Source organism: Hyalangium sp., assembly GCF_035629615.1.
Taxonomy (GTDB): domain Bacteria; phylum Myxococcota; class Myxococcia; order Myxococcales; family Myxococcaceae; genus Hyalangium.
The window spans coordinates 1-16,536 of the sequence record NZ_DASPHO010000782.1 but is presented as its reverse complement, the minus strand read 5'-3'; the positions used below and the strand labels follow the sequence as shown (position 1 = coordinate 16,536).

General features: G+C 69.8%; 17 protein-coding genes and 1 pseudogene. 8 read left to right on the top strand and 10 right to left on the bottom strand.

Annotated features, from left to right (window positions below; genetic code table 11):
* Positions 1 to 520, bottom strand: a 520-nt coding sequence (locus VD972_RS39195) for a carboxypeptidase-like regulatory domain-containing protein (RefSeq protein ID WP_324994035.1), incomplete at its 3' end; no start/stop codon positions are given.
* A 282-nt stretch (positions 521 to 802) separates the two neighbouring features.
* Between VD972_RS39195 and VD972_RS39190 the strand changes: the two genes are divergently transcribed.
* Positions 803 to 2,077: a hypothetical protein gene (locus VD972_RS39190; protein WP_324994033.1), complete on the top strand. Its 1,275-nt coding sequence runs from the start codon at positions 803 to 805 to the stop codon at positions 2,075 to 2,077.
* A 168-nt stretch (positions 2,078 to 2,245) separates the two neighbouring features.
* Here VD972_RS39190 and VD972_RS39185 read toward each other — a convergent pair whose 3' ends face one another.
* Complete coding sequence (locus VD972_RS39185; protein WP_324994031.1) at positions 2,246 to 3,346, bottom strand: hypothetical protein; 1,101 nt, start codon at positions 3,344 to 3,346, stop codon at positions 2,246 to 2,248.
* Between the two features lie 168 nt (positions 3,347 to 3,514).
* On the opposite strand from VD972_RS39185, the gene VD972_RS39180 reads away from it, so the two are divergent.
* A complete protein-coding gene (locus tag VD972_RS39180; protein WP_324994028.1) occupies positions 3,515 to 4,024 on the top strand; it encodes a hypothetical protein in 510 nt (169 codons plus the stop codon).
* Between the two features lie 10 nt (positions 4,025 to 4,034).
* The gene (locus VD972_RS39175; RefSeq protein ID WP_324994026.1) at positions 4,035 to 4,841 is read left to right on the top strand and encodes a GNAT family N-acetyltransferase; all 807 of its coding nucleotides are present in this window, start codon (positions 4,035 to 4,037) and stop codon (positions 4,839 to 4,841) included.
* Positions 4,842 to 4,848: 7 nt separating this feature from the next.
* Here the strand turns inward: VD972_RS39175 and VD972_RS39170 are convergent, their stop codons facing one another.
* The 7 genes from VD972_RS39170 to VD972_RS39140 all read right to left on the bottom strand — a co-directional run bounded on the left by VD972_RS39170 (position 4,849) and on the right by VD972_RS39140 (position 13,379).
* Positions 4,849 to 5,601, bottom strand: a complete 753-nt coding sequence (locus VD972_RS39170; RefSeq protein ID WP_324994024.1) for an ABC transporter permease — start codon at positions 5,599 to 5,601, stop codon at positions 4,849 to 4,851.
* On the bottom strand, positions 5,588 to 6,514 hold the full coding sequence (locus VD972_RS39165; RefSeq protein ID WP_324994022.1) for an ABC transporter ATP-binding protein: 927 nt from the start codon (positions 6,512 to 6,514) through the stop codon (positions 5,588 to 5,590). The genes VD972_RS39170 and VD972_RS39165 overlap by 14 nt, the downstream gene beginning before the upstream one ends.
* Before the next feature lie 45 nt (positions 6,515 to 6,559).
* Complete coding sequence (locus tag VD972_RS39160; RefSeq protein ID WP_324994020.1) at positions 6,560 to 9,922, bottom strand: CHAT domain-containing protein; 3,363 nt, start codon at positions 9,920 to 9,922, stop codon at positions 6,560 to 6,562.
* A gap of 129 nt (positions 9,923 to 10,051) precedes the next feature.
* Positions 10,052 to 11,314 (bottom strand): hydroxymethylglutaryl-CoA synthase family protein, encoded by a 1,263-nt coding sequence (locus VD972_RS39155; RefSeq protein ID WP_324994018.1) that lies wholly within the window; start codon positions 11,312 to 11,314, stop codon positions 10,052 to 10,054.
* Positions 11,315 to 11,322: 8 nt separating this feature from the next.
* On the bottom strand, positions 11,323 to 11,946 hold the full coding sequence (locus VD972_RS39150; protein ID WP_324994016.1) for a TetR/AcrR family transcriptional regulator: 624 nt from the start codon (positions 11,944 to 11,946) through the stop codon (positions 11,323 to 11,325).
* A gap of 137 nt (positions 11,947 to 12,083) precedes the next feature.
* Entirely contained in the window at positions 12,084 to 12,356 is a 273-nt protein-coding gene (locus VD972_RS39145; protein WP_324994014.1) for a hypothetical protein, read from the bottom strand.
* A 306-nt stretch (positions 12,357 to 12,662) separates the two neighbouring features.
* Positions 12,663 to 13,379: an SDR family NAD(P)-dependent oxidoreductase gene (locus VD972_RS39140; RefSeq protein WP_324994012.1), complete on the bottom strand. Its 717-nt coding sequence runs from the start codon at positions 13,377 to 13,379 to the stop codon at positions 12,663 to 12,665.
* 88 nt (positions 13,380 to 13,467) lie between these two features.
* Between VD972_RS39140 and VD972_RS39135 the strand changes: the two genes are divergently transcribed.
* Together VD972_RS39135 and VD972_RS39130 are read left to right on the top strand one after the other, a co-directional pair.
* Positions 13,468 to 13,932 (top strand): macro domain-containing protein, encoded by a 465-nt coding sequence (locus VD972_RS39135; RefSeq protein WP_324994010.1) that lies wholly within the window; start codon positions 13,468 to 13,470, stop codon positions 13,930 to 13,932.
* A gap of 46 nt (positions 13,933 to 13,978) precedes the next feature.
* On the top strand, positions 13,979 to 14,734 hold the full coding sequence (locus tag VD972_RS39130) for a DUF1338 domain-containing protein (protein WP_324994008.1): 756 nt from the start codon (positions 13,979 to 13,981) through the stop codon (positions 14,732 to 14,734).
* A 3-nt stretch (positions 14,735 to 14,737) separates the two neighbouring features.
* Here VD972_RS39130 and VD972_RS45640 read toward each other — a convergent pair.
* Positions 14,738 to 14,794, bottom strand: a pseudogene (locus tag VD972_RS45640) (mersacidin/lichenicidin family type 2 lantibiotic); the annotation flags it as partial.
* Between the two features lie 78 nt (positions 14,795 to 14,872).
* Here VD972_RS45640 and VD972_RS39125 point away from each other — a divergent pair.
* From VD972_RS39125 to VD972_RS39115, 3 genes are all read left to right on the top strand, one after another.
* Positions 14,873 to 15,172: a mersacidin/lichenicidin family type 2 lantibiotic gene (locus VD972_RS39125; RefSeq protein WP_324994006.1), complete on the top strand. Its 300-nt coding sequence runs from the start codon at positions 14,873 to 14,875 to the stop codon at positions 15,170 to 15,172.
* Positions 15,173 to 15,306: 134 nt separating this feature from the next.
* Positions 15,307 to 15,555, top strand: a complete 249-nt coding sequence (locus VD972_RS39120; protein WP_324994004.1) for a mersacidin/lichenicidin family type 2 lantibiotic — start codon at positions 15,307 to 15,309, stop codon at positions 15,553 to 15,555.
* A 53-nt stretch (positions 15,556 to 15,608) separates the two neighbouring features.
* The coding region (locus tag VD972_RS39115; RefSeq protein ID WP_324994002.1) for a DUF4135 domain-containing protein at positions 15,609 to 16,536 on the top strand (928 nt) is incomplete at its 3' end.

Genomic DNA, 16,536 nt, shown 5'->3' with positions numbered 1-16,536 from the left:
CGCGGTTGAGGGCCTCGGCATTCACCGTGGCCACGGAGTTGGCCAGGTTCTTGCGGGCCACCTCGGAGGCGCGGCCGACGACGACCAGCTCCTCGGTGAAGCTGGCCTCCAGGGGGACGTTGACGCTGCGCTGGGTGGCCGGCACCAGCACCTCGCGCTGCTTGTAGTCCTGGCTGGAGATGTCGAGGACGACCGCGCCCTCGGGGATCTCCAGGGTGAAGTAGCCGTTGACGTCCGTCTCCGTGCCCTTCGTCGTGCCCTTGATGATGACGCGCACCAGAGGCACCGCGTCATTGGAGGACTTGTCGAAGGTCCGGCCGCGGAGCATGCGCATGCCGGGGGGCGCGGCCTGTGTCGCGGGAGCCGGAGCCGCCGGAGCCGGTGGCGTCACAGCCTCGGGAGCGGCGGGAGCAGTGGGAGCGGCCTCGGAGGGCGCCGCGGGGGCGGGGGCCTCGGGAGCAGGAGCGCTGGCGGCAGGCGTCTGGGGCGCCTGGGCTGCCGTGCTCGTGTCCTGAGCCATGGCTTCAGATGCGAGGAGCGCAAGAGCGCACCCCGAAATCAACACCCGTCTCATCATTCGGTGTTCACCTCGTTACGGATTGGCTTTGGGATGAACGTCCTTCTCAGGGGATGGACCGTTCGGGACTGAATCGTCCGTGGGGACAACGTGTGGAGTCAATGGTGCCAGGACCTAAAATCCACCCTATTGGGGGGGTGGGGGGCTCGGGCGGCCCGAAAGGGGGGGATTGGGCAGCCTACCTGCATTTCTGGGGTGTCACGGTGTGCTTGAATGGGGCGGGAGATGAACCTCACCCGCCGCTCCGCCCTGTTTCTCGTGCTGTTCCTGCCTGCTGTCGCCCTGGGGTTCTGGGGCAAGAAGACCGATGAGGAGCGGCTGAAGAAGAAGCTGGACTCCCTCAAGGTCCACCTCTACCTGGCCGGGAAGGCGGCGCTGACGAAGACCGCCGGCTCGGACGAGGCGAAGGCGGTGAAGGATCGGCTGCTGGCCGTGGCGGGCGGGACGGCGCACTCGGTGAAGGCGCTCCAGGGCAAGGAGGCGGAGCCGGCGGAGGCCGAGGCCGCGCCGAGGCTGTCCCTCAAGGACGTGGCGGGGCTCGGCAAGGCGCTCTGGGAGATGCGCGCGGTGGGCAAGGAGGTGCTCGAGGGGGACAGGGACGCGCTGCCGCCGGCGCTGCCCGTGCTCCTGACGCCGCTCGGTGTGGCGCCCGAGCTGGTGTCGCGCCTGGACCGCCCGACGGACCATGCGGCGCTCTTCGTGGCGCTGGCCCTGGTGAAGCTGCACCCCCGCTCGCCGGTGCCCATCGCCCCGGAGATCATCCTGTACGAGGGCACGCGGATGGACCCGGCGCAGGTGAAGATCCCCGGATTCACGCCGCAGCTCCTCGCGCTGAGGGCGTACTCGCTGGCGATGAGCGGGATGTGCGATCTGGCCGAGAAGGAGGCCCAGGCGCTGGATGCGCTGGGGCCGGTCGCCGAGCCCGCGCAGCTGAGCGCCGGGTTGAAGCTGCTCACGGGCAAGGAGGTGAGCCTGTCTGCCACGCAGCTGACGTCCGTGGGCGCGTTGACGCAGGTGCTGACGCAGGGCTCGCTCGCGGTCTGCTTCTTCGGGCGCGCGGCCTGGGACAAGGGGCAGCAGGCGCTGGGCCGGTTCCTCGAGGTGGCCGAGCGCTCCGGCATCGACGACCCCGAGCTTCACATCCTGCGCGCGTACACGGAGTGCAGCTCGAAGGCGCCGGAGAAGGGCAAGGCGCGGCTGAAGGTGCTCGCCGAGCGGAGCGATCTCTCGGAGGCCAGCCGCGACGACCTGAAGTACCTGGAGGATCTCTGTGGCAAGGAGGATGCGGCGGGGATGCAGAAGGTCGTGGGCAAGGTGCGGCTCGGGAAGGTCATCGTCCGCGTCACCTGGGAGCACCTGAAGCGCAGCGGCTTGCTGGAGGCGCTGGGCGACCAGGAGTGGGTGAAGGCCGTGGGGGACTTCGTCACCGCGCTGGGGCAGGGGATCTCCAAGGTGCCCGGGAACGTCCAGGTGTCACTCGGCGGCAGCGATGGGGACTGAGTGGCTTGAAGCAGCCAGGCAATGAGATCTGCGGTCACTTGGGCCACCGAGGCGGCTCCCGCAAGCGCCATCACGTGTGCCGAGCACTGTAGGAGTGTCTCCTCGTCTCCTGAGCCGCAAGCACGGCGTAGGGCGTCATGGCCCCGAGACTACACAGCCGCGCGCTGCTCAGCGGCCTCGAATGGGCTGCACCTCGCGCAAGGTGAGGCCCACGTGGGCGAGGCGCGCCTGCCAGCTCATGGAGACCGTCTCTGACAGCCCGTGCAGCAGCAGCTCGTAGGTCCGGGTCGCTCCTGGGGCCGGAGGCAGAGAGCGTCCGAAGACACTGGAGAAGCTGCCCGGGTGGCCCGGCACGTAGTTGTAGTTCCCGTTGACCGCCCACTCCACGGTCCACACCGTCGGGTCTTCCGGCACGAGCGCCGACACCTGGTCCGAGGATCCCAGCGCGAACCGGCACTCCCTCACGAGGTCCTCTCGCGAGAGGTGAACCTCATAGAGTTCCCGGCCCGGGCCGCCTCGGCGTGCGACGAGGAGGCCATGCATGTCCCCCTCCTCCAGGAGCCGGTCCCGCTTCGGCGCGTCCGGCAGAGGCTCATACGGATGGTTGACAGCCCCCGGAAAGACATCGGCCAGCCGGGGCAGGGGCGCGCCAGGCTTCAGCTCGCAGAGCCACCGCTCGGAACTCCCAGAGGATCTGAGACCCATGGGACCCAGGAAGGTGACGGGCAGGGGACGTCCCTCGCCCGACACGCTCATCGCGAAGGAGAACTGCTGGGGCGCAAGGCCTGTCAGGAGCACCTCGCCCCCGGGGATGATCTCGGCATGCCGGACGATGCTGACGGTGGGCCTTCGGGTCGAGAACTTGCGCCACTTCTTCGGCACCGTCGGTGGCCAGCGCCACTCCAGCTCGGGAGACCAGAACTTGTGGATGACCTCCTCCAAGCGTGTCCACGTGTCGCTGTCCGCATCGATGCGAAAGCGGGTGAGCCCGAGCTTCGTCCCCGTGCAGCGCAGGGACCAACCCGTAGGAGCCTTTACCTGGAGCAGAGGCTCTGTGCTGGGAGCGATGGGCCGGGCGAGGCGCACCTCCCAACTGCCGGGTGTCCAGGTGGAGACCTCCCACTCCATGGGAGGAACCGTGGAGGAGCGCTCGGGACAGGAGCGGACGGGTGCTTCCCGGAGGGAGGAGCGCTCGCCGAACTCGCGCAGGAGGTACTCCGCGAAGACGGGCACCTCGGCGAGCGGGAGCACATCCGGAAGTGGGGCCATGGGGGATCTCCTTCGTGCCGTCACCCAAGTTAACGGGGAGGGCTGACACGAAGTGGATCTCTGGAAGTCAGCTGCCAGAAGCTGGAAGTCCGCGGCAGGACGGCCTACCCGAGAGACCAGCAGACCCGTTCCCTCGCCGTGCATAGACTCAGCCCAGCGAGGTCACCCATGAAACTGTCTCGTTGTCGCCTTCCTCTTGTGCTCGCCGGGCTCCTGTCTGCGGGCTTCCTCTTCCACGCCTCCGCCGCGGAGCCTGCCAAGCCCAAGAGCGGCCAGGCCGCCAAGAAGGGCGGCGAGGTGAAGACGCCGGGCCTGCCCACGCCGAATTACATCCCCGAGGCCGCGCGCCCCCTTCTCCGCAAGAAGATGGAGCGCCACGGGGAGGATGCCAGGGATCTCATGTTCGGGGTGACGCTGCTCCAGTACGATGCGGCCAAGGCCGCCGCTCAGCGCATCTCCTCCGAGCCGCGGCTCGTGCGCCCCATCGTCGGCGGCGAGGATGATCTGAACACCCTGCTGCCGGAGCGCTTCTTCGTTCTGCAGGACGAGGCGCGCAACCGGGCCCAGGCCGTCGCGACCGCCGCCGACAAGAAGGACGACAAGGCGCTCGCCGAGAGCTATGGCCGCCTCGTGGAGACGTGCGTCGCCTGCCACTCGGCGTACCTGAATCGTCAGTAGGATGAGGCTCATGCCTACCGCCGACATCCGAGAGTCCAACGCCCAGTTCCGTGGCGCCTGGCGCCACTATGCCGTCACCAGTCCCAAGGGCGAAGTGGTCGACACTCCCGAGGTCTCCATCGCCTCCGCCAACGCCCCCTGGCCCATGCTGAACACGGCCTTCCTCCCCGCGCCGGTCGAGACTGAGTCCGCACTGGAGCGCTCCGTGACCGCCGCGGTGAGCCACTTCACTGCTCGCAAGGTGGGGTGGATGTATGTCGTGTGCGAGGACTGGCTGGCGCCGAGCCTGCGCGAGAAGGCCAACGCCGTGCTCGAGGCGCATGGCCTGAAGCGGGCCCTGAGCGTCATGGGCATGGTGGCCGAGCGGCTCCTGCCTCCCACCCGGCCGCTGCCGTCGCTCGAGGTCCGCCACGCCAGCGAGCTCGAGGCCCTGCGCCACATCGCGGACATCAATGCCCTGGCCTACGGCTCGCCGCTGGAGGTGGCGCGCGAGTCCGTCGCCGTGCCCGCCATGTTTCAAGGGGACTGCCGGGGCTACGTGGGCTCCGTGGATGGCAAGCCCGTGTCGGTGGCGTCCGTGGTCCGGATCGACGGCGTCGCCTACGTGGCCTACGTGGCCACGCTCGCGGAGTACCGCCAGCGAGGCCACGCCGAGGCGGTCATGCGCCACGGGCTCGAGGAGGCCCGCCAGCTCTGGGGGCTGGAGCGCACCGTTCTCCACGCCACCGATGCGGGCCGCCCCCTCTACCTGCGCATGGGCTACCGGGATGTGGCGCGCTTCGGGTTCTACATGCCCACGCCCGCACCTGCGTCCTGAGCGGCGCTCAGCGCAGCATCCGCTCGAAGGTCACCACGCGCAGCGCAAGCAGGAGGACCACCGCCGTCCCCAGGAGGTACCCTCCTGCGATGACCGCGCTGGCCAGGGTCGTGCCTGGCACCACCGCCATGACGATGAAGCTGCCCAGGAGGAAGGGCGAGAGCACCAGTCCATTGAGGTTGCTCGCGGTGCGGATGTCCCGTGCCAGCAGGCTGACGAACAGGGCGGTGCTGGAAGAGAAGGCCAGCGAGGCCGCCACCATGATGAACATGGCCACCACGTAGCCCGGTGAGCCCAGCCCCCGCGACAGCATGAGCCCGCCGACAATGGCGAACAGCCCCAGGCACACGGGCGCGGAGAGCGCGAGGATGGCCAGCAGCTTGGCCTGGAGGATCTGCCCCACCCGCACGGGCAGCGCCACGAGCAGCTCCAGCGTGCGCGACTCCCGCTCGGAGATGAAGATGTAGCTCGCCGTCAGCGCAGGGGTGAGGAGCCCTCCCATCGAGATGAGGGGCGTGAGCAGGAGCCGCACGGTTGCCAGCGGATCCTTGCCCACCTCCGCGAGCCCCGGCGGGAGCGAGACGTCGGGAGGGATGGGCAGCTCCTTCGGATGGTCGGGGTTGACGGCGAGGACCTGCGCCAGCGGGATGATCAGCATCAGCAGCAAGGGCAGGAAGAGGGCCGTCAGCATCGCGCCCTTGTTGCGCAGGAGCTGGCCCAGCTCCTTGCGGAAGAGGATCTTCACTTCACGCGCGAGCATCGGCCGCTCCAATGATGTCCAGGAAGAGCTGCTCGAGGCTGGGGGTGACGACCCGGCACTCGTAGACGTCGACCCCCGCGGCGAGCAGCCGCCGGAGCAGCTCCGGGGCCTGGGTGGTGGGCTCCGGCGTGGGGACGAGCACGGCCTCCTCTTCCTGGCGCCCAGGGGTGCCCAGCTCCGCCAGCGCCGCCAGGAGCCGCTCGGGGCCTTGCGCCGCCCGAATGGACAGCAGAGCGGGGGCGCGCTGGCGGAGGGCGGAGATCCGCTCGTGCAGCACCACCCGCCCTTGCTGGAGGATGATGGCGCTCTCGCACAGCGCCTCGGCCTCGGCGAGGTTGTGCGTGCACAGCAGCACCGTGCGGCCGGGCATGATGCGCCGCAGGAAGGCATGCACGTCCCGCATGGAGACGGGATCCAGCCCCACGGTGGGCTCATCCAGCAGCAGCACCTCTGGCGAGCCCAGCAGCGCGGCCGCCAACGACAGCCGCCGTTGCGTCCCCCCGGACAGCTCCGCCATTGGCCGGCGGGTATAGGGCCCGAGCCCGAAGACCTCCACCACCTCGGCGATGTCGCCCCGGCCGTAGAGGTCCTTCACCAGCTGCAGGTAGTCGCTCACGCTGAGGTCCCGGTACATCCCCGGGAGCTGGGGGACGATGCCCACCCGGCGCCGGGCCTGGAGGAAGGACTCGCTCTCCATTCCCAGGCCAAAGAGCCGCACCTGCCCGTACGAGGGGCTGAGCGCCCCGGTGAGCAGCCGGATGAGCGTGGTCTTCCCCGCGCCGTTGGGGCCGAGCAGGCACGCCCGCTCCCCTGACGCAATGCGGAAGCTCACCCGGTCCAGCGCGCGGACATTCCCCGGGTAGTCCTTGATGACGTGGGTGACTTCCAGAGGGGGAACGGCCGGATCCGCCATGCCGAGGAGATATCCGGGAAACGCCCCAGGCTCAAACGAACGGCCTCACCGCCGCTGCTTGCGCGTCCTCGGGGCCGGGGCTCGCTTGGCCCGTGCGGGCTGCGCGGGCTCGGGCTCCCGGAAGGCCGAGGGCTCGAAGAGGCGGAGGAAGGGACTGCCATAGTGCTGGTAGGCGCCCCATGTCCGCGTCCCGGACGAGGTGGTCGCGATGGCTCGCCGTGCCGCCTTCATGGCGCTGTGCATGGGCAGCATCGGGCCTCGCTCGTACCGCTCCTCCCCGCGACGCAGGCCCAGCAGCCCCGCGTAGAGCGTGAGCGCGAACTGCCGCGCGGCGAAGTCGTCCACCGGCCACGCCGTGCACACGAAGTTCGACACCCCTCGCTCGAAGAAGGACTCGGCGAAGGTGGGAGCCAGATCCACCGAGCGCAGCTCCGAGCGGTCCGGCGTCTTCCCTGACTCGCACGCGTTGGAGAAGACGAAGGGCGGGATGCGATCCAACCGCCGCAGCTCGTTGGCCGTCAGGCGCTCGTCCCGGCTGAACAGCCAGCCCGAGGCGGAGCGGTCCTTCTCGTCGTACACACAGTGGCCCGCGTAGTGGAGCACGTCATAGGGCTCCGTCTTCATCAGCAGGTGGCGCAGCACGTTGGTGCGCGTCGCGTCGTGCGGCCCGAACAGCCGCACCACCTCCACGCGGTTGGGGCCCTGCGTGTATACCCGGTTGAAGGCCTCGAAGAGCTCCGCCACCTCCAGGCCCTCCTGCTGGGCGCCCGGCAGGGGGTTGTCCTCGGCGGGGTCGGCCACCACCAGCACCCGCAGCACGCGCCGAGGGGGCGGCGGTGGCTCGGGCGGCGGCGCGAAGGTGGTGCGCAGCTGGCGCGTCAGCCCGCGGCTCGTCCCCAGGAAGAGGTCCAGCGCCGCCTCCGCGTTGTCCGAGAGCTCCTGCGAGGGCACCTCCGCGTCGGACTGCGCGATCGCCTCCCAGTGCACGCGCGCCGTCGAGGCGTCCAGCATCAGCACCACCGGGTTCTCCCGGTGGTTGTAGAACTCCGCCCGCAGCTCCGCCGGCAGGAGCAGCCGCTCCAGGAACTGTCCGTGATAGAGCTGCTTGGCGGGCTTCCACTCCGCGGCCAGCTCGTCGTTGGCCTGCATCACCAGCACCGGATCGATGGGCACCTCGCGCTCGGGGATGGCGGCCCCCTCGGTGATGGCGCCGAACCGGTACCGCTTGTGCTCCAGCGACAGCGTCACCCGAGTGGGGATGGGGTTGCGCTCGGCGCGCGGGTGCGGAGCAGGCTGCTTCGGCGGCTTGAGCGTGCGGCGCAGCTCCGCCGCGGGCGGGGGCTCGAAGTCGAGCTCGAGGCGCGGGTCTGTGCGCAGCCGCGCTGCCTCACTCTGCAGCGCCTTCTGGAGTGCCCGCGCCTTGGCCCCATCCACCTCCACGAAGGTGATGCGCCTGAGGAGCGCGGGGCCCAGGCCGGACGCCACCTGCTGCACGCCGCGCACCCAGGCGCGCGCGGCCTCTTCCACCGAGAGGTTGCCCTCGCCGGTGCCAATCATCACCGTGGCCAGGTGCTTCTTCCCCATCCGGCTGAGCGACCAGAACAGCTCGCGCACCGTGACGGTCAGCTCGGGCATGCCGAAGCGCCCCGGCACGCCCATGCCCGCCAGGACGATGAGCCGGCCCGGTGAGCGCGGGTCATCCAGGAAGAAGGGCTGCCCGAGGTCTCCTCGGAGCACGCCGCGCTCCGAGTACTGTGTCAACAGCAGATCCGACTCCTCGAGATCCTCGGCCTTGCGACCTTGACGCTCCAACAGTGCCCGGCTGATCTCCTCGTCCAGCGCGCGCTCCGCCCGCTGGGGAACGACGCCCAGGTAGTGGCCCACGGAGATGGCGTCCACGGGCATGCCCCGCGCCCCGTCGCCGTTGAAGGACTGGATGTACCCCCGAGACACGCGCAGCTCCACCTTCACCCGCCGCGGCGCGGGGCCCACCGGCCGGGGTTCCGGGAGGACGGCCTCCGCGGAGCCGAGCAACGCGCTGGCGAGCAGCTCCTGCACCCGGACCTCGTCTCGCGTCAGGTAGGGCGGCGCCAGGCCTCGAGTGGTCCGCGTCTGGAGCTGCTGCACCAGGTGCTCCATCTCCTGGTCCATCTCCGTGCGATTCTGCTCCAGCTCCCGGCGCGCGTCCGGCTCGTCCTTCCTCGGGCCCCGCGCCTGCACGGGTGACGTCCGCGAGAGCTGTGAGGTGGTGCCCTTGGCGAGCAGCTCCTCCAGCGCCTCCTGCACGCGCCCATCCCGCGTCAGCGCTGCGTGACCGGACTCCACGTACCAGGTGGGGACTCCCTGCAGCAGGCCGAGCGAGTGGGGCACGCGGCCGTCACCCGCACGGGTCACCAGGTACGCGCTCGGGGAGCGCAGCTGCTGGGCGCGGGTGAGCGCGTGGTAGGTGGGCCGGTTGTAGCCGACGACGTTGATCATCCGCTCGGGGTCCACCACATTCGCCAGCCGCTCGATGTGCGCCCGGCCCTCGTCCAGCCGCGCCTGGGACACACGCAGATCCCCGTAGTTGTCCGCGTGGAAGATGGGCTCCAGCTCCTTCATCACCCGTGGCGAGGGCAGCATCTGGAAGGTGCCCACGAAGGTGTTGAGGATGGCCAGCAGCTCCGTGAGCGAGTCCTTCAGGTCCAGCCGCGCCAGCCAGCGGACGAGCGGCTCGATGCCGGTGATGACCTGGAGTGCCGCGAACGAGCCGTGGTTGGGCGTGCCCAGCATGATGAGCCGGCCGCCCAGGGCGCCCGGGCGGGTGGGATCCCGATCCCACATGGCCCGCCAGCGGTGGGGATAGGCCTGGATGAAGGTGCGCGCCACCAGCCCGCCCATGGAGTGGCAGACGAAGTGCACCGGCGCGTCCTCGGGGAACCACGCCCGCATCCGCTCCTCGAGCGCGGCGGCCGAGTCCCGAAGGTCTCTCCGCCAGTCGTACCAGAACGTCTGCACGTTCCAGTTCTCCGAGAGGGAGAGGATGAGCTCTCCATAGAAGAGCTTGAGGATGCCCGAGGGGCGGACGTCGAACTGCGGGCGGCCCGTGTCATCCAGGCGCAGGTGCCCGAGCTGCCCGGCCACCATGCGCAGCGGGTTGACCCAGATGCGGTTCGTCTGGGTGCCGATGTGCTCGGACAGCTCGCTGCCCATGATGCCGGGCATCACGACGACATTGCCACGAGGGCCTCGAGGGCCACGCGCTGCGCCCGTGCGGCGGACCGCCATCGTGTGGAGCCGCTCGAAGCGGGCATCCCCGAAGTAGGCCCGGAGCGCGCGCTCCTCATCCCGGCTGGGACGGGCCAGGAGGGCGGCGAACAGATCCGGCTCCGCGGCCTCGACACGGGCGATGAAGGCTCTCTCGTCCATGGGCGATGGCATGGGCGGGAGCGTACACAGAAGCGCAAGAGCGCAGGAGCGTCTCACGAGGCGCCCCGCCACCTGCCGAACATCCGCGCCCGCCGCACTGCGGCTGATGGGTGGCGGAGGAGGGGAGGCTCAGCTCGCGGCGCCCTCGACGTAGATGCGCTTGTGGTCGCGGATCTCCGCGAGGCGGAACGTCCCCGCGGCGGGTGCCAGGGGCTCCGGCGCCTCATACGGCAGATTCATGATGCGCTCGTACTCCACCACGGAGATGCGCTCGCGGCTGGCCATCACCGCCTCGACACCCGCCTGCGCCATGCGCCGCGCGGCCTTCTCCCCCACCACGCCGGAGTAGAACTCCGCCGCGCAGCCGCTGCCGTACGAGAGCAGACCGATGCGCTGCCCGGCCAGCGTGTCGGCCTCACCGTGCAGCAGCCCCGCCAGCGCCAGGTACAGCGAGGCGGTGTACACGTTGCCGATGCGGGCATTGAGCCCCAGCGAGGAGGCCACCTGGGCCTCGTAGCTGGAGGCCGCCTTGGCCCGCTCCTCGCGCGCCTCGGCAGTGGTGGCGGGGGCGTTCGGCACGTCCTCCAGGTCGCACAGCCTCAACTGTGTGTGCGCCTTGCGCGCCATTTTGCAGAAGGGCACGTGGTAGAGGACGCGCGCGAGCTGCTCGCCCGGCAGCGAGGGGCCCCAGCGCACCACCTCATGCGCCAGCGCGCGCTCGCGCCAGCCGCGGTAGGCGCTGGAGAGCGCCTCCAGGTAGCACTGGATGGAGTAGTGCCCGTCCACCACCGCTTCACGGCGGCCCAGCGGACGCCAGAAGTCATACACGTCCATGCTGCACACGCCGTTGAGCCCCACGTCCACCGCCAGCAGGTCCGGCTGTTCGGAGACGAGCAGCGCCACGGCGCCCGCGCCCTGGGTGGGCTCGCCCGCCGTGTTCAGCCCGTAGCGGGCGATGTCCGAGCACACCACCAGCGCCGAGCGCCCCGCCGCCGCGCCCGAGGCGATCCACTCCACCGCCGCCATCAGCCCCGCGGTGCCGCCGTAGCACGCGTGCTGGGTGTCGAAGACGCGCATGCCCCGAGGCAGCTTCAGCAGTCCCTGGACGTGGGAGGCCACCGGCTTGGAGTGGTCCACGCCCGTCTCCGTGCCCACAACCAGCATCCCAATGCGGGCCGGATCCACGTCGTTCGTTCGCAGCACCCGGGCTGCGGCCGTCGCCGCCAGCGCCACCGAGTCTTCGCCCGGATCCGCCACGGCCATCTCCCGCGCGCCCAGCCCCGCGGTGTACTTGGCGGGATCCACCCCGCGGGCCCGGGCCAGATCCTCGATGTCCACGTAGCGACGAGGGGCGGCGATGGCCAGTGCTTCAATTCCGACGAGTCTCTTCATGTCCGAGCTCACACCTTCTCCCCGGTTGCGGCCCCTGGCACCACCAACCCCCCGAAGAACAGATCCAGCATGCCGTCGATGATCTTCTCCGACGACAGCCGCCCGTCCGGCTTGAACCACTTGTAGACCCAGAGCACCATGCCCAGGAACGAGAACGCGACGATGGTGGGCTCCAGCGGGCGCATGCGGCCCAGCTTCACCGCCTCGGCGAACGTGTTCTCGATGAAGCGCACGTACTGCTTCTTGCGCTGATCGATGTACTCGCGGGCCTCGCCGGTGAGCGTGGCGTGCTCGTGGAGGATGATGATGACCTCCTTGCTCGCCCCGTGCGTCACCAGCTCGATGTTGCGCCGCATACACGAGCGCAGCCGCTCGACGGGATCCTCGATGTCCCGCACCTTCGCGAGCACCTGCCCCTCGAACAGGTCCATCCCGTAGCTCATGATGGCGAAGAGCAGCTGCTCCTTGTTCTGGATGTGGTGGTAGAGCCCGGCCTTCGTCAGCCGGCACGCGGAGGCGATCTCCTGCATGGAGGTGCCCTCGTAGCCACGCTCACAGATGAGCCGCGCGGCCGTCTCCAGGATGGCTCGGTAGCGTTCTCCGTCGTCCGGCTTGCGCCCCACGAGTCCCACGTGTGTCCTCCTTCCGGCCGGTTACGTCTCAGGCCGTCAGGCTACCGACCGGTCGGTAACACAGCCTGACGCGAAGGGTCAATGACTTCTCGTTCTCGCGAGGGAGCTCTGCCGAGGAGTGCAGGCGAGCCGGGGGCTTAGCGGGCCTGGTTCCGCGATTCGAGGACTTGGATGCGCTCGAGTGTCCGCACCAGCGCGTCCGCATCACAGAGCACGACGTAGTGCTCGGCGACGGACTCCAGGTGCTCGCGGGCCTCGGGCCGGAGATCCATTCGTTCGTAGAGGCTGGCGAGCCGTTCGTGAATCTCGGTCCGATTGGGCTCGAGCTTCAGCACGTGCTTCCAGAGCGACACGGCCTTGAAGACCATTCCGTCTCGCTCGTGGCCCTCCGCCGCGCTTTTGAGATCCATCACCGTGGGTCGTCGCCTGCCGCGCAAGAAGTCCTCCGAGCGCCTGAATCAGAGCCGCACAGGCTGTCTCGCACAAGCACGCGGGTAGGTTCACCGCGCACATGTTCTGGGGGGCTGAATGGCCGGTTTTCGAGTAGGCAGATGTAGGCGGAATGACGACTGTCAGACGCATTGTTCAAGGTGCGTGCTTCAGAGCAGTCTGCCGGTTTGCGGCGGCGCGGGCTTCCGGACAAGCAACCCCTCCAAGGTGCTCGGAGCGCGCGCCGCCGTTTCTTTTGGGCCGCGTGGCGAGGCCCCCCTCCAGCGCTAGAACTTCTCGGAGGCGGGGCGCAGGTCCAGCTCCTGCGTCCACGCGGTGGGGTGCTGCTGGTGGAGCTGCCAGTAGGTCTCCGCGATGGCGTCCGGGGCGAGCATCGTCGAGGGGTCGCGGCCGGGCATCATCCCTCGCACGCGAGCGGTGTCGATCTGCCCGTCGATGACGACATGGGCGACGTGGATGCCGCGAGGCCCGAACTCGCGCGCCAGGGACTGGGCCAGGGCCCGCAGCCCGAACTTGCCCACGGCGAGGCCGGCGAAGCGGGCACCCCCCCGCAGCGAGGCGGTGGCGCCGGAGAAGAGCAAGGTGCCGCGCCCACTCTCGAGCATCTTGGGGAGCACCTCGCGGGCGGAGAGGAAGCCCCCGAGGCAGTTCGCCCGCCAGGCGGACTCGAAGGCCGCGGGCTCGAGCTCCAGGATGCCGCTCATGACGAAGGCCCCCGCGTTGTAGACGAGCACGTCGGGCGGGCCCAGCTCGGCGCGAATCCGGGAGAACGCGGCCGAGACGGAGCCCGCGTCTCCTGCGTCCGAGGGGAACACCCCGGCGCGTCCGCCTGCCCGAGAGATCTCCGTGTGGACCTCGTGCAATGAGGCCTCGCTGCGCGCGAGCAGCGCCACTGCGTAGCCCTCCCGTGCGAAGCGCCGCGCCACCGAAGCGCCCAGGCCCGGTCCCACTCCGAACACGGCTGCCACCTTGGTTGTCGTCATGGCGCGCAGGCGTAGTGCACGAGCGAGCCGGATGCCAGCGTCCGTTGTCCCTATATAAGGAAGTGGGTGCTGCGCCTGGAGGACAGGGATGGTTCGAGTCGTCGAGGGAGACCTGCTGGACCAGCCCGTGGACGCCATCGTCAATGCGTGGAACCGGAACATCATCCCCTGGTGGCTGCTGCTGCCGCAGGGAGTGTCCGGGGCCATCAAGCGCCGCGCGGGCACCCAGCCCTTCCGCGAGCTGGCGCGCGTGGGCCCCATGCCGCTGGGCACGGCGGTGGTCACCTCCGCCGGGCGGATGCCCTACAAAGGCATCATCCACGTGGCGGGCATCAACATGCTGTGGCGTGCGTCGGAGCAGTCCATCCGGGACTCGGTGGCCCACGCGCTGGCGAGGGCGCGGGAGCACGGGTTCCACTCGGTGGCGTTTCCGATCATCGGCGCGGGCAGCGGCGGCTTCGACGAGGCGCGAGCGCTGGAGGTGATGCGCGCGGCGCTGGAGGCCGGGGTGGGGGGGCTCGAGGTGACGGTGGTGCGCTACTGCCGGAAGTGAACGAGCGGCTCGTCTCCAGCGCGCGGGGCGGCTATGAATCGCGCGCATGAGCTCTGCCGCCACGCGCCTGCTGGATCTGCTGTGGGACCGTTATGCCGCCGAGGTGCCCTACGCGCGGACATTCGTCGAGCTGTCCGGGGGCAGCTTCTGGAATGATCACGTCGCGCTGCGCACGCTGGCACGGCCTGGTGGCGGCATCGCGACCTTCGAGCGCGTCTTCGAGCGCCTGGGCTGGCGGCGCGCGGGAGGCTACAGCTTCCCGGACACGCGTCTGGAGGCCATCTACATGTCCCATCCGGATGGCCTGCCGCGCGTCTTCATCTCCGAGCTGAGGGCCGAGCAGCTCTCGCCCAGGGCCCGGGAGCTGCTCTCCACGCTGCCCGAGGATCCGCCGCCGCCCGAGGCCGGAGAGGCGCTGGCGGGCTGGTTCTCCGCGCCGCCTCCGCCGGAAGAGTCCGCGCTGCTGGAGCTGGAGAAGGAGTCCCAGTACGGCGCCTGGCTGCTGGCCTTCGGGCGCAAGGTGAACCACTTCACGGGCTCGGTGGACGACGTGGAGGTGTGGCAGCGGCGGATGCGCGAGGCGGGCGTGCCCATGAAGGCGGACATCGAAGGTGCTCCCGGGACGGCGCTGAGGCAGACGGCCACGCACGCGGCGCCGCTGCCCGTGGCGCTCAAGGGAGGCGGCACGCGCCCGTGGCCCTACGCCTACTTCGAGATCGCCCAGCGTGCGCCGAGCTTCGACGGCTTCCTGGGCCCACAGGCCCGCGCCCTCTTCGACATGACGAAGCGCGGCACCTCCTGACATACAGCCTGCGGGGCACTCGGGCAGGGCCGCGCGCTCCTCGCTCGACAGTCGGGCTCGGAACCCTCTTCAGTCACAAAGGGCCATGCGCCCACTCCCTCTGGTTGCCCACTCATGGGCAATGCAAGGAGCAGGGACATGAAGCGAGAGACCATTGTCCGGGCCTGGAAGGACCCGGAGTTCCGCGCGAGCCTCAGCACCGAGGAGCGCTCGTCGCTGCCCGAGTGCCCGGCCGGCCCGGCGTTTACCGAGCTGAACGAGAGCGATCTGGAGGATGCCGTCGGCGGAGGCGCCTTCTACGAGTTCGACGGGTGCATCTGCTCGCCCTACACAGGCGGAGGCACCTTCACGAGGCCCACGACGACTCGCACCCTCACCGTCAACCCGCTGGACGTGCTCACCCTGGATCGGGGTGCGCTCAACGTGGCGCGGTTCTGAGTCTTCCGGCACGAGCGTGGCACCCTCGAAGGACGTGAGCGGTGCCCACCTCGGGAGGAAGTCACAAACAGCGCCCATGAACTCCCTCCTGATGTCCGCTCCAGACCGGCGCGGGCTCACACAGGAGAACCCCCATGAATAGCGATCTGATCATTCGTGCCTGGAAGGACCCCGAGTTTCGCGCCCGCCTCTCCGCCGAGCAGCGGGCCTCCCTCCCCGACAGCCCCTCGGGCAAGCCCATGACCGAGCTCGACGAGGGAGAGCTGAGCGAGATCACCGGCGGGCTCCTGACCAACAAGACGATCGGTGCCAACACCGGCTGCACCGGACCTGCGCGGCCCACGTGCGGGATCGTCAATTGTTCCATCCGGGAAGAGTTCTGACCGGACCTCACCTCCCGCTCGAAGCATCCCTCCACTCCTCCGACGAGGCCCGCATGCACGCGCTCTCACCTGTATCTCCCTGGAAGAAGGCGACGTTCCTCCACGAACGGGCCTCGTCGGAGGAGGCCGCCTCACCGCCAGGGAGCGAGGCATCACTCCAGCAGGCCGAGCGCCGCGCGAGCGCCTGGCGCCAGGTGATGTCCGCCGATGAGGGGACGCTGGACGAGCGCCTGAAGAGTGTCGGGCTCGATCGGGAGGGCTTCCTGCAGGTCCTAGCCCGCGCGGAGAGCGGTGTCAGCAATCCCCCGGGTCAGTCCTGGGAGGAGCTCCTCCAGGAGATCCTCTCGGATCGGCAGGCGGGAGCGCCGCTGCCCCCCTCGCTGTCCGCGCCTGCCAGCGTCGGCCAGCGAGGGCTGCCGTTCTCCGGCCTCCTCCACCCGTTCCTCCGGCTCGGCGCGGTCCGGCTCCGTGCAGGGCTCGAGGAGCTGCGCGTGCATCATCCCTCGCAGGGCCCGCTCGTGGGCCCCGCGATCGAGGCCACGATGCTGGAGGCGCTGGCCCTCCGGCTCCATGAGCTCGCCTCCCGGGTCCTCATCTTGGAGCTCAACGTGGCCCGGGTGATGGAGCGGCTCTCGGGGAGCACGCCTCAGGAGCGGTTCCACCACTTCTCTACCGTCCTGCTCCAGGAGCCCGGTGCGCGCGCCGCCTTGCTGGAGGAGTACCCCGTGCTCGCTCGGCTGATGGTCACGGCCCTGGAGCGCTGGCAGGAGGCCAGCCTGGAGCTGCTGGGGCACCTCGCCGCGGACCGCGAGCTGCTGGAGCGGACATTCCTCTCTGGGCGCGAGCTCGGCACGCTCGTGGTAGCGCAAGGGGGCATCTCGGATCTGCACCGGGGCGGCAGGGGCGTCTTCCTGCTGCGGTTCAGCTCGGGGCTGCGGCTCGTCTACAAGCCAAAGTCCCTGGAGGTGGACGTGCACTTCC